Annotated in this window: 10 protein-coding genes; 5 read left to right on the top strand and 5 right to left on the bottom strand. The window is 43.8% G+C overall.

The features are described 5' to 3' along the window. Positions 1–207 precede the first annotated feature (207 nt). The 3 genes from VYM24_RS08860 to metA form a co-directional block, all read right to left on the bottom strand. On the bottom strand, positions 208–1,257 hold the full coding sequence (locus VYM24_RS08860) for an FmdB family zinc ribbon protein (protein WP_291553131.1): 1,050 nt from the start codon (positions 1,255–1,257) through the stop codon (positions 208–210). Then, the gene (locus tag VYM24_RS08855; protein WP_299092427.1) at positions 1,247–3,145 is read right to left on the bottom strand and encodes a peptidase U32 family protein; all 1,899 of its coding nucleotides are present in this window, start codon (positions 3,143–3,145) and stop codon (positions 1,247–1,249) included. The genes VYM24_RS08860 and VYM24_RS08855 overlap by 11 nt, the downstream gene beginning before the upstream one ends. A gap of 75 nt (positions 3,146–3,220) precedes the next feature. Then, the gene (gene metA, locus VYM24_RS08850; protein WP_007209648.1) at positions 3,221–4,138 is read right to left on the bottom strand and encodes a homoserine O-acetyltransferase MetA; all 918 of its coding nucleotides are present in this window, start codon (positions 4,136–4,138) and stop codon (positions 3,221–3,223) included. Between the two features lie 388 nt (positions 4,139–4,526). Between metA and VYM24_RS08845 the strand changes: the two genes are divergently transcribed. From VYM24_RS08845 to VYM24_RS08825, 5 genes are all read left to right on the top strand, one after another. Continuing rightward, entirely contained in the window at positions 4,527–6,422 is a 1,896-nt protein-coding gene (locus VYM24_RS08845; protein WP_330941972.1) for a fimbrillin family protein, read from the top strand. Positions 6,423–6,517: 95 nt separating this feature from the next. Beyond that, positions 6,518–7,471 (top strand): methylenetetrahydrofolate reductase [NAD(P)H], encoded by a 954-nt coding sequence (metF, locus tag VYM24_RS08840; protein ID WP_278706288.1) that lies wholly within the window; start codon positions 6,518–6,520, stop codon positions 7,469–7,471. Between the two features lie 51 nt (positions 7,472–7,522). After that, entirely contained in the window at positions 7,523–8,641 is a 1,119-nt protein-coding gene (locus VYM24_RS08835) for a DNA polymerase III subunit (RefSeq protein WP_007219713.1), read from the top strand. A gap of 41 nt (positions 8,642–8,682) precedes the next feature. After that, the gene (locus VYM24_RS08830) at positions 8,683–10,086 is read left to right on the top strand and encodes a PSP1 domain-containing protein (RefSeq protein ID WP_195652421.1); all 1,404 of its coding nucleotides are present in this window, start codon (positions 8,683–8,685) and stop codon (positions 10,084–10,086) included. Next, positions 10,064–10,549: a gliding motility lipoprotein GldH gene (locus VYM24_RS08825; protein ID WP_278706289.1), complete on the top strand. Its 486-nt coding sequence runs from the start codon at positions 10,064–10,066 to the stop codon at positions 10,547–10,549. The genes VYM24_RS08830 and VYM24_RS08825 overlap by 23 nt, the downstream gene beginning before the upstream one ends. Here the strand turns inward: VYM24_RS08825 and rodA are convergent. Beyond that, a complete protein-coding gene (gene rodA / locus VYM24_RS08820; RefSeq protein ID WP_330941971.1) occupies positions 10,538–12,004 on the bottom strand; it encodes a rod shape-determining protein RodA in 1,467 nt (488 codons plus the stop codon). The two genes, VYM24_RS08825 and rodA, sit on opposite strands and share 12 nt — an antisense overlap. Next, entirely contained in the window at positions 11,985–13,850 is a 1,866-nt protein-coding gene (gene mrdA / locus VYM24_RS08815) for a penicillin-binding protein 2 (RefSeq protein ID WP_278706291.1), read from the bottom strand. Before mrdA ends, rodA begins: the two co-directional genes overlap by 20 nt. Between the last annotated feature and the right edge of the window lies 1 nt (position 13,851).

Raw genomic sequence — 13,851 nt, 5'->3', positions numbered from 1 at the left:
AGAGATCATTACTTCCGTCCCCATACATCTCCCTGACCCGTTATGCAAAAGATGGCATCTTTTGTCGCAAAAGGTGGCATCTCTAACATCAAAAGATGGCATCTTTCGCAGCAAAAGATGCCATCTTTTACATTACATCTAAGCTGGAAAGAGGGGAAAAGTAAGTATCATAAGCATGAAAAGGTTAAGAGAACTTGCTACCCCCTATTATTCATTGATAGCACCACAGCTTGGGCAAGGCCCCTTTTCTTTTAATTTCTGTCCGCAGCGCCCGCAACGATAGCGGTAAATGACAAGTGTAGCACACATTCGCTTTAGGAAAAGCCCAAAGAAAACAACAAGGAAAATATAGCCGATATAGATTTGTGTAGTCAGTATAAAGAAGAAATAACAGAAGATACAACAAGATGCCAATCCCAACAGATAGAATACGGCAGCAGGAGGAGTCAACTGACGGAACAAGTCATCGAGTACTGCCAGCAGTACAATGATAAACAACCAGATGCTCAGCAAAAAGACTGAGAGAATAAACGGCACCTTGAAAGGTGAAAGCGTAGGATTAAAATAGAAATGTTCCCACGTTTCGGGCACAAAGACTTGCATCGTCTCATACACCGTAGCACTGAATGCCATCAACAGGCAGAGCAAAAGTGGATATACGCTATCAATATCATTGAAATAAACAATCTTCAACTGCTTCTGACGGAACAGACGGAACACCCAGGCACCGACAAATAAGGCGAAAATAATCACGAAGTAAGAAGCATGTGTATCACTGAACAAGTAAATGAATTGTGAGATACTGTCCGTAGGTACAAAAGCTTGCATCATTTCCCGCTCCCTGATCCAGCCTTGTATCTCCTGGGAATGAGCAAGTTTTACCCAAACACTGTCCACACTATCAGCAGAATGAATGGCAAATTCGGCCACTACTACACGGTCTCCTCTATACAAAGTATTGTAGCAATCCTTCACCGGCAGACAGGCAAGCACCACGGAATCCTGCACTACTTCCAGATTTGTATTCAACGTATAATGCCGGTCGTAAAGGTAAGTCAGAGAGTCGCGGGTTTTATCACTGATACCTTCATCATCCAGATTGGGACGGGAGTAACGGCAGGAAACCAGACTGATAATAATCGCTATCACCACAGAGTAACACAGAGTTGCACGGAGTCTTTTCTGATATTTAAGAAACTCTGTGTTACTCTGTATCGCTCTGTGGTGATAACGAATATGTTCTCTCTTATTCCGCATATACTTTCATCTGACAATTCTTACAATCAAATTCCAAGCGGAAGCGCTTACCATCAGTTCCTTGCAAACAATAAGGTTCCCGATAAGGTGAACGTCCCTTCTGATAAGTAGGGCACCAACCCATACTATAACGCAAACAATGCTTGCAGAACATTAAAACAGCACCCGGTACAGATTGTTTCTCATAAGCCGGAGCTACAGCAGCGATACCGTGATCGGTATAGAAAGAGGCGGCACGGGTATTCATTACATTACCGAGGTACGTTAATGAAGTAGCAGAAGCTGTTGTCTTAGAAGAAGTTCCCGGCAAAGGGAAAGCATGAGTTGTAGGTTTCCAGACTGCCACTTCCTGCCGATAATTAATACGGCGAACGGTAACCAGCTTGTCTACGGCTTGACGACGCCAATCGGCTACTATGGAAGCGGGAAGAAACCAGTTATCTGAAAAACGGATTTCTATGGCGGAATTTGTTTCAGACGAACGATTATCCGCTAATATTCCGGCTTCAAAAGGAGTATTTCCCAATTTGCTGAGTTGAGTACGCAGATTATCTGCCTGCGGGGTACGGGCAGGTTCTTTCTGATAAGGGAAAGAAAGTGTAACGCTATTATCATCCTCATCCGTGACAGTCAGAGCAAAGCCGAAGGCAGTATCTGCCAAAAGCAAGGAAACGGAAATCTTTCGTTCGGAAGACTTACGTGCCAGCAACTTCTCAAACTCCTGGTCATAGTTACGGTAAAGCACAGTACGCGGACGAATACGAGGCATCTCACCTGCCGGATAGAGTTTATTTCCATCTACACGGTTGATACGGAAGCCTTGCAGGCGTCCTTGCTCATCGATATAACAAACACCGTCACCGTTGTTGAATGATTTCAATCCAGCTACTGTGAGGTAGTTTCCACGTTGTTCCTTCATGGTTCCCATCTCTTCACCGAGGGATTTCGGAGTATCAAAAGAGAAGATTTCCTCACTGCGTCCGTGCAGGAAGTAATGTGTAAATCCACGACTAAAACTTTTATCTAACTGGGGACGGAATGTATAATTGCAAGTACCGGAAGAGGCCCGGGCATATTCTTTACGGCGTGTAAAGATAGCATCCAGCTTTTGGCGGTAAGCAGCCGTAACATTCTTTACGTAAGAAACGTCTTTCAGACGGCCTTCTATCTTGAGCGAAGTAGCACCCGCATCAAGTAACTCTTCCAGAATATCACTCTGATTCAAATCTTTGAGAGATAGCAAATGCTTATCACGTACAATTACTTTTCCATCGGCATCCACCAGACTGAAAGGCAAACGACAGAATTGCGCACATTCTCCCCGATTGGCACTACGTCCGAAACAAGCCTGGCTGACATAACATTGCCCGCTATAACTAACGCAAAGTGCCCCATGTACAAATACTTCCAACGACACTTCCGGACAAGCTTTATGAATATGGCTGATTTCCTGAAGGGAAAGCTCACGTGCCAATACTACTTGCCGGAAACCGGCTTCTGCAAGGAAACGTACTTTCTCCGGTGTGCGGTTATCCATTTGGGTACTGGCATGCAAGGGAATAGGTGGCAGGTTTAAGCGAGTGATTCCCATGTCTTGCACAATGAGGGCATCTACTCCCGCACGATACAAGTCCCAAATCATTTTCTCCGTCTCGGCCAGTTCTTCTTCTTTTAAGATGGTATTGACAGTCACATAAATCCGGGCATTATATAAATGGGCATGAGCCACCAAAGCAGCTATATCTTCCAACGAATTGCCGGCTGCTGCACGTGCGCCAAACTTAGGCGCACCGATATACACTGCATCCGCACCGTGGTTAATAGCTTCAATGCCACATTCCATGTTTTTGGCAGGGGCCAGTAACTCTATCTTCCGTTGCTTTATCATATCGTTTTAGTTACATGCTACAAGCTACGAGTGCTACACTATATACCGCAAGGTCTTGTCACTCGCAGCTTGCAGCTACTTTATATCATTAATATTGTACGGAGTTTCCTGATAAACGAAATAGTTCAACCAATTAGAGAACAGCAGATTGGCATGGGCACGCCAACGTACCATCACACCTTTGTCCGGATCATTATCCACATAATAATTACGAGGTATTTCGATGGGTAGACCTTTATCCACATCCCTGCGATATTCCGTATCCAGCGTCAGTGGAGAGTATTCCGAATGTCCGGTAACAAAGAACTCACGTCCACCACGTGCTACTACCAGGTGTACGCCTGCATCTTCCGATTCCGAAAGTAAAGTAAGTTCCGGTACTTTCAAGATATCTTCTTTCCTTACTTCCGTATGACGACTATGGGGCACATAGAACATATCATCGAAACCACGGAAAATAGCGTGTAACGGATCTAAAGGACGATGCTCGAATATGCCGAACATTTTCTTATCCAACGCATACTTGGGTACTCCATAATGATGATAAAGTCCGGCCTGTGCAGCCCAGCATATATAAAGTGTGGAAGTGACGTGCGTACGTGCCCAATCGAATATTTCCATTATTTCATCCCAGTAAGTCACCTCTTCGAAATCCAGTTGTTCTACAGGGGCACCGGTGATAATCATACCGTCGTACTTCTCGCCACGCATCTTTTCAAAGTCAGTATAGAACGTCTGCATATGCTCTACAGGTGTATTCTTTGATGTATGACTCTTGATTTTCATGAACGAGATTTCCACTTGAAGCGGTGTATTGGAGAGTAAACGCACAAGATCTGTTTCCGTGGTAATCTTCAAAGGCATCAAGTTCAGGATAACGATGCGCAACGGACGGATGTCCTGTTGCGTGGCGCGGGAGTTGTCAATAACAAATATGTTCTCTTCTTTCAGCAACTCTATCGCCGGCAGCTTATCAGGTAAATTTAATGGCATAAGTTATCAGATTATCTTTAATTTGACTACAAAGGTACGTGATAATTTTGAAATCTCCCGCGAAAGAATGAAAATGTAGGGGAATTTCAAGTTATTTATCCCCTTCATACAAAGCATTATAAATAAATAATTGATATAAAGTTATTCTTTTCTTTCTGTTTTTTAAAAGTTTATTTTACCTTTGACGTTCATTGAGTTAATAAACGTTGAAAAACATAAAGATGGAACAGAACCAGAATTCAAGCGCGAATTCAACTAATTAGCATTCCAAAGCAACAGTCTTTTCTATACCAATTATGGTCCCGACCACCCCAGATACTCCAATGTTTTGATTAACAACTATTAATTGGGAATTCGATTATCGTATTCCACAAAACAACAACATTATATGAACAAAACAACTATCAAGAAAAACAGACTGATCCTATTATCACTCTGCCTCATCCACTTATTTGCCGCTTGCGTCAATAAAATTGACTCAGAAACACCTTCTGGAACAGTACCAATCACATTTACCACAAAAGTCAGTAAAACCAATACGCGAGTAACCAATACGGCCTTTGAAAAAGGAGATAAAGTGGGATTGTACGCAATGCTGTCTTCTACTTCCATTGCAAAAGAACGATACATTAACAATTTGCTGTTAGAATGCGGAGAAGACGCTAAACTTATCCCCGAAAAAACTGTTTTCTACCCAGTGGGAGATGCAATGCTAGACTTCATCAGCTATTCTCCATATCAGTCGGCAGAGATAGCGGCCAACTCTTCCATCATCCCAGTTTCCGTACAGTCCGATCAAAGCAATGCCAAAAAGCGATCTCTATCTGACTTTCTAATTGCCACACAAGTAAAGATAGCAAGCAGCGAAAAGGCCGTTGAACTGAAGTTCCATCATAAATTGGTGAAATTCAACATCACACTCACACCGAAAGGAGATGAAAACGTTGAAGCTTTATTAAAAGCCAATCCACGCATCATTGCCACAGGATTCTACAATAAAGCCGACTACGATCTAAGCACAGAAGAATTTACAATTCATAAAGAAGAAGACGCGGATATCATTCCTTACGGAACATGGAGTATAAAAGAGGGGAAATTAATAGGAAAAGAGATTATTATTATCCCGCAAGAAATTAATCCCGATACGCAATCATTCGTTATGGATTGGAATGGACAACTATACACATGCCCAATGCCGGAATTAACAATGACCGGAAGCACACAATGCAACCTGGACATCGCTGCCATGCAGACCACCAGTCATGTGCTGACAGGGATAGCCAGCAGTATAGAAGACTGGACAATCGTAGAAGGTAAGGAAACAGACAATAGCGGCAAGACGACAGCCATACACATTGCCGCCCTGTCTTTCACCCAATCAAATGTTTATAGAGTATACAACAGCGGAAAACCTATCGTGGAAATCTGCAAAGAGTATCTTAAATCAGATGATATCGATTCACAAGCAATCACGATTTATCCTATCGGCGTAGATGAACAAAGTGATTTGAACAACGGGACAGTACTCCAACTGTTGGATGATGACAGAGATATCAATGGAGGACAAATAAGTTGGAACACAGAGAATAATTCTTTCACGTACACTCAGGGAACCTCAGGAACAATCGATAAATTCTATTTGGATGAAACAGGAAAAGTAACACTGGCAAAGCCCGACAAATCATCGGATGTTAATGTAATCCGGTACACGATTCGAGATATCAGAAACGGAGCACTGAAAGAACACCCAATAATAAAGATAGGGACACAATATTGGATGCGGAAAGATCTGTGCGAAACTACATATAGAACTGGGACTCCCCTTACAAAACGAGTTGAATTGGGCACCGGGGCAGGCTACTTCAAACCAGACAAATTTGAAATATACTTCTACAACGGAGAAGCTATACTGGCCGGTGACTTAGCACCGGAAGGATGGAAAATACCCAACAGCAAAGACTGGGAAGGCTTGAAGAATTATACAAGTAATGAAGCGTCACTGATTAAGGCAGGAGAATGGCAAGGATTAAAAGAAGATGACCATGTATATCCTGCTTCCAACCTGACCGATTTCGGTGCATATCCGATAGGCATGTGGTACGAACAAGCACATGCACAAGTCTATAAAATGACCGGATATTGGACTCTTGAAGATAACGGCAAGACCATACCCGAGCAAACCATATTCCTTACTGGAAGTGATGAACATTTTATTTCAAATGGAACTTTAGTAACCAATAAAACATTCTATAAAGCCCTTTCCATTCGTTGTATAAAAGAATAGCCGGATAAATAAAAGCATATCTCATTTCTTTTTCGTATTTTTGTTCCCAATGTACAAATAAGTTTTGTTCACCGAACAAAGACAACGAAAAAGAAATGAGAATTATCGACCTGATACATAGCAACGAGAAGACAGCTTTCTCTTTTGAAATACTGCCACCGCTGAAAGGCACAGGCATCGAAAAGCTGTACGAAACCATAGATACTTTGCGGGAATTTGACCCGAAATACATCAATATCACTACACATCGCAGCGAATATGTGTACAAAGATCTGGGAAACGGTTTGTTTCAGCGCAATCGCTTGCGCCGCCGCCCAGGGACTGTTGCCGTAGCTGCCGCTATCCAAAACAGATATAATATTACTGTAGTTCCGCATCTTCTTTGCAGTGGTTTCACCCGCGAAGAGACGGAATATGTACTGCTCGATCTGCAATTCCTGGGTATTACCGACTTACTGGTGTTACGTGGGGATAAAGCAAAACATGAGTCCGTCTTCACTCCCGAAGGCGATGGCTACCACCATGCTACTGAATTGCAAGAACAAATCAATAACTTCAATAAAGGTATCTTCGTAGATGGCTCGGAAATGAAAGTGACCAATACACCATTTTCCTATGGTGTGGCGTGTTATCCCGAAAAACACGAAGAAGCTCCCAATATTGACACTGATATCTACTGGCTGAAAAAGAAAATGGAAGCCGGTGCAGAATATGCCGTTACACAACTTTTCTATGATAACCAGAAATACTTCGACTTCGTAGAACGTGCCCGGAAAGCCGGAGTCACCATTCCCATCATTCCAGGTATCAAACCGTTCAAGAAGATATCTCAAATCAGTATGATACCCAAGACATTCAAAGTGGACTTGCCCGAAGAACTGACATGCGAAGCAATGAAATGCAAAACGGATGAAGAAGCCAAACAAGTAGGCATCGAATGGTGTGTTAAGCAATGTAAGGAATTAGTGGAACATGGAGTACCCAGTATTCACTTCTACTCCATCGGTGCAGTGGACAGTATAAAAGAAGTTGCAAAGCTGGTATACTAAGGCCGAAATCAAGTAACATTAGTTGTTAATTATAAAACCATATATAATATCGTGTTTTTCAAAGAGGTAATAGGACAAGAAGCAGCCAAACAGCGACTCCGGCAGGAAGTGCAAGAGGGGCGTATTCCTCATGCTCAGCTCTTCTGCGGTCCATCGGGAGTGGGAAAACTTCCGTTGGCAATGGCTTATGCCCGTTACATCTGTTGCCCGAACCGTACAGATACAGACGCCTGTGGCACTTGTCCCTCCTGCATAAAGTGGAATAAGCTGGTACATCCGGATGTACATTTCGTCTTTCCCATCGTAAAAAAAGGAAAGAAAGAAGTGTGCGACGATTACATAGCTGACTGGCGCCACCTGGTGCTGAACAGCCCTTATTTCAGTCTCAACCACTGGCTAAACGAGATGGATGCTGAAAACGGGCAAGCCATCATCTATGCAAAGGAGAGTGACGAGATAGTACGTAAACTCAGTCTGAAATCGAGCGAAGGTGGCTACAAGGTTACTATCGTCTGGCTACCGGAGAAAATGCACGTAGTTTGTGCCAACAAGTTATTGAAGCTTCTGGAAGAGCCTCCCGAAAAGACAGTATTCTTATTGATATCCGAAACTCCGGACATGATACTGCCGACAATCCTAAGCCGTACGCAACGTTTCAACATCCGTAAAATAAAAGAAGCGGATATTGCCAATGCCTTGCAACAGAAATACGGCGTACGCCCTAATGATAGTTTCACCTTGGCGCATCTTGCCAACGGTGACTTTATCAAAGCATTGGAAACCATCCACCTGAACGAAGAAAACGAACTGTTCTTTGAACTCTTTGTCAGTCTCATGCGTCTTTCCTATCAACGGAAGATACGTGAAATGAAGCAATGGAGTGAGCAACTGGCAGGCATGGGGCGCGAACGACAGAAGAACTTCCTGACATACGCCCAGCGTATGATACGTGAGAATTTCATCTATAACCTGCATTGCAAAGAAATGAATTACATGACTTTGCCCGAACAAAATTTTGCCACCCGTTTTTCCCCTTTTATCAACGAACGGAATGTAATGGGAATGATGGATGAATTGAGCGAAGCGCAAATACATATTGAGCAAAATGTAAATGCAAGGATGGTCTTTTTTGATTTTTCATTGAAAATGATAGTTCTACTGAAACAGTAGAAATCAGATATATAGTAGTAATCTCAATCATAAATAAAAAAATGGATTTTAAACTACATAACGGAAGCGGAGGTCTCTGCTGCAAAAGTTGCGGCAAGCAAGACAAGCAACTGAATACCTACGACTGGCTGGCCGACATTCCCGGAAACGGGGAAGAAAGCGACCTGGTAGAAGTTCAGTTCAAGAATACCCGCAAAGGATATTTCCGCAATAGTAACCATATACCTCTTGAAAAGGGCGACATCGTGGCCGTAGAAGCAACACCGGGACATGACATCGGTGTAGTGACCCTAACCGGACGCCTTGTTCCGCTACAAATGCGAAAAGCTAACATCAAGTCTGAGGCTGATATCAAGCGCATCTATCGCAAAGCCAAGCAGGTAGATATGGACAAATATAATGAAGCCAAAGGACGCGAGCATGACACCATGATACGTGCCCGGCAGATTGCCCTCAACCTGAATCTCAACATGAAAATCGGTGATGTGGAATATCAGGGAGACGGCAACAAAGCTATTTTCTATTATATTGCCGATGAGCGTGTGGACTTCCGCCAGCTGATCAAAGTATTGGCAGATGCTTTCCATGTCCGCATTGAAATGAAGCAAATTGGCGCACGTCAGGAAGCCGGACGAATCGGCGGTATCGGCCCTTGCGGACGCGAGCTCTGCTGTGCCACCTGGATGACTTCCTTCGTGTCAGTATCCACAAGTGCCGCTCGTTATCAGGATATTTCTCTCAATCCGCAAAAACTGGCAGGACAATGTGCCAAACTGAAATGCTGTCTCAACTATGAAGTGGACTGCTATGTGGAAGCTCAGAAACGTCTTCCTTCCAGAGAGATCGAGTTGGAAACCAAAGACGGTACTTTCTATTTCTTTAAGGCAGATATTCTAAGCAATCAGATAACCTACTCTACCGACAAGAACATTCCTGCCAATCTGGTAACAATCAGTGGTAAGCGTGCATTTGAAATCATCGGTATGAACAAACGGGGCACTAAGCCAGAAAGTCTTGTAGAAGAAGCACGCCAGGTGGAACCCAAGAAGCCGATAGATTTGTTGGAACAGGAAAGCTTAACCCGCTTCGACCGTAGTCGTAAAGGTAAAAATGGCGGAGAAAATAACGGTGGCGGAAATGGAAACGGCGGTAATAACAACCGCAAGAAAAAGAAAAAAGGAAATCCGAATCAACCTGGAGATCAACAATCCAGACCACGCCCACAAAGTGAACCACGCTCACAAGGTGCCCCCAGACCACAAGGCGAGCAACCGAGGCAACAAGGGAGCCAACCCAGACAACAAGACGATCAGGTCAGACGCTACAAGCAAAAAAATCGAGAACGAGGAGATGGACAACGTGTTGATAGAGGTCCCAGACCCAACAATCCACCCAGACCAAAAGGAGAGAAACCAGCCGGAAATGAAAAACCTGCTCAAGAATAAAACATCTCTCCTGAAGAGTTTAATACTGCTGTTCATCGCAAGCTTCTACACAGCCTGCGATGAACAGACTGTATATCATTCTTTTCAATCCCTGCCAACGGAAGGCTGGCAGCGGAATGACACATTATTCTTCAATGTTTCGGTTGCAGACTCCGCTACACTCTACAATGTATCCGTAGAAGTGAGAAACCGGAACAATTATCCGTATCAGAATCTGCCCTTGCTCATCTACTACGACAGTCCGGAAGTCCCAAATATCAAGCGGGATACATTGGAACTGCAACTTGCTGACAATGCAGGTATTTGGTTAGGAGATGGCTGGGGTGGGTTATATCAATCAACTCTTCCAGCAGGTTTCATCCGTATTGGAAAAGCCGGGGAATACCGCTTCAAAATTATACACCTTCTACCGGATGAAGTTCTTCCCGGTATCAATGATGTAGGAATCAAATTAAAACGCTGACAGTCTCTTCTTGCGTCCTGCATCAATCCTCAGGAAGATGAACAACAAAATGGTGAATCCCCAAAGCGAAGAACCGCCATAACTAAAGAATGGCAGAGGAATACCAATCACAGGTGTCAATCCCAGCACCATACCTACATTAATAAATAGGTGGAACAGGAATATACTAACAACCGAGTACCCATAGACCCGACCAAAAGTAGATGGTTGCCGCTCCGCCACAGCAATCAGACGGAGTATTAATATAAGGAATAAGAGTAGCACGGCAGTAGAACCTATAAACCCTTCTTCTTCACCTACCGTACAGAAAATAAAGTCCGTATCTTGTTCGGGCACATATTTCAGTTTAGTCTGAGTACCGTTTAGGAATCCCTTTCCTGTCAGACCACCGGAACCGATAGCTATCTTCGACTGGTTGACATTGTATCCGGCACCAGCCAAATCTTCTTCCATACCCAATACCACCTTGATACGTATCTGCTGGTGAGGCTCCAATACTTTATTAAAGAAGTAATCACTGGAATATAAGAAACCGATAGAACCGATAGCAAACATACCTATCAGGAAATAACTAAGATGGCGTTCACTTAACGAAAGGAAAATAAGGTACCCAACTACCAGCACACACAGTCCCCATTGCACCCAAACCAAATTAAACGGAATCACATATTCCGATATAAAATAAGCGATTAACAACACTCCAATGGTAACTAACAATATATTGTGTACCGGTTCCCATTTCTTCTTATAAACCCACACCATTCCTGCCGCAGACAGCAAGACCATCGAAAGTACAGCAAACTCCCCTATCGGCGTCGGCGTATCGGCAATAAACACCTGATCAAAACGAATACCTACCACAAAATAAACGACCGCGCACACTCCGGAAAACAGTACCACACCCGGCATCCCCTCCCGATACAGAACCAAAAAGAAAGCAATATATACCAACGCTGAGCCAGTCTCCCGCTGCAAGATAATAAGTATCATCGGAAACAGAATAAGGAAAACCATCATCAGGATATTCTTCCAGTTCTTCATGGTGAACGAATAGGAATTCATATACTTGGCAAGAGCCAGCGCCGTAGCAAACTTGGCAAACTCAGCCGGCTGCAAACTTACCGGCCCCATGACCAGCCACGACCTCGACCCCTTCGTATCAGGGGCTATAAAGATAGTGACCACAAGTAAGATGGCAAGTGCTATATAAATCAGATAGGCAAACATATCATAAATATCATCTTCAAGCATCAACAGCACAAACCCTAATCCGAAAGAGCAGATAATCCAAACCAGTTGCTTACCTGCACGAGTGGAGAAATCCCAGAAGTCACGGTCGCCATAATCATAGCTTGCCCCGCAAACGCTAAACCAACCGAATACAATCAGAATCAAGTAAACACAGATCGTCACCCAATCCAGTGATTTCCATATACTATCTCTCCTCGTCACCATACATTATCACACGATTACTCATTTCTTCCGCTCTTTCTTCGCTGGCAGGCGAAAGTTTTCCATTCAAATACTGTTCCATCATTAAAGCACCATAAGGTACTCCGTAGGTTGCCCCCCAACCACCATTCTCCACATAAACAGCAATTGCGATCTTCGGCTTATCCATTGGGGCAAAACCTATAAATGCAGAGTGGTCATGTCCGCGATTCTGTGCCGTACCCGTCTTTCCACAGACTTCTACACCCGGCAGTATGGTTCCGGCTATACGGCAAGTAGCACTTCCAGTAACTCCCGTAACGGCAGCCCGCATACCTTCTACAATTTCTTCATAATAAGAGCGGTCGATAGAAGTGTAACGACGTTCCCGGTAGATACTGTCCAATTCTGCGTCCTGAATATCCTTCACAATATGCGGAGTCACAAAATAACCACGATTAGCGATGGTAGCCGCTAAATTTGCCATTTGCAAAGGTGTACTTAAAACTTCACCCTGACCGATAGAAATACTGATTACCGTCAATCCATTCCATGATCCACGATAGGCCTTATCATAAACACCCGCATTGGGAATAAATCCGCGTTTCTCACCCGGCAAGTCCGTTCCCAGCTTATAACCAAATCCTTGAGAAACCATGTGATCTTTCCATACAGTAAGCGCATTCTGTGGTGAACCGTATTTCTTATCACCAAACATGCGATAAAGCCCCCAACAGAAATAAGCATTACACGAAGTGGCAATAGCAGGTATCAGCGGAAGAGGTGATCCATGCCCGTGACATCCCACACGCAGACCTCCATAAATGAATCCGTGAGAACAAGGAAACGATGTGGATGGCTGTATGATACCTTCCTGTAAGAATGTCAGCGCCTGCGCTGTTTTAAAAGTAGACCCCGGAGGATAAACACCCATAATAGCACGATTCAGCAAAGGTTTCTGCTTATCTCTCTGTAGCATATTATGATTTTTACCACGTTGGCGGCCAATCATCAAGTGCGGATCAAAATTCGGAGCAGATACCAAACAAAGGATCTCCCCCGTTTCCGGCTCAATAGCCACAATTGCACCGATTTTATTCTTCATCAGACGCTCACCCAACATCTGCAAATCAATATCCAACCCTAATTTCAGGTTCTTACCCGGTATGGATGGTCGATCCAGTTTCCCATCCATATAGTGGCCCTGAATACGTCCATGCGCATCACGAAGCAAAACCTCTACTCCTTTTTCGCCACGCAGGTATTTCTCGTATGACTTTTCTATACCTTGCTTACCCACATAATCACCGCGAATGTAATAGTCGTCAGCCTCAATATCTCTCATTGAAACCTCACCGATATCCCCCAAAGCATGTCCAGCAGAATTATAAGTGTATTGCCGGATAGTACGCCTCTGAATATAAAAACCCGGGAATTTAAAGAGTTTTTCCTGGAATACACCGCACTCTTCCGCCGAGAGCTGCGTCATAAACACCTGATGCGTATATCTGGAATAACCGGGATTCATCCAGCGGTTCTTCACATCTTTCATTCGCTTCAGCAACTGTTCTTTCGTAATATTCAGTGTGCGGCAAAAATCGAGAGTATCCAGTTCCGTCACCTCTCGCGGCACGAATGTGATATCATACGCAGGTTGATTGAACACCAGTAACTTTCCATTACGGTCATAAATCGCACCGCGCGAAGGATACTGGATTTTATTGAGGAAAGCGTTACTGTCCGCGTTCTTCTTGTAAGTATCAGTCATGATCTGCAACACAAAAAGACGCATGATATAAATGATAACAATCACAATTGCTACCCCACCTATCACTAATTTCCGCTTTTCGAGTGTATAATCTTTTGCCATC

It is taken from the genome of Bacteroides sp. MSB163, from assembly GCF_036416795.1.
GTDB classification, from domain to species: Bacteria; Bacteroidota; Bacteroidia; order Bacteroidales; family Bacteroidaceae; genus Bacteroides; species Bacteroides maternus.
The sequence above is the reverse complement of the archived record's forward strand: the minus strand, read 5'-3'. Positions and strand labels throughout refer to the sequence as shown.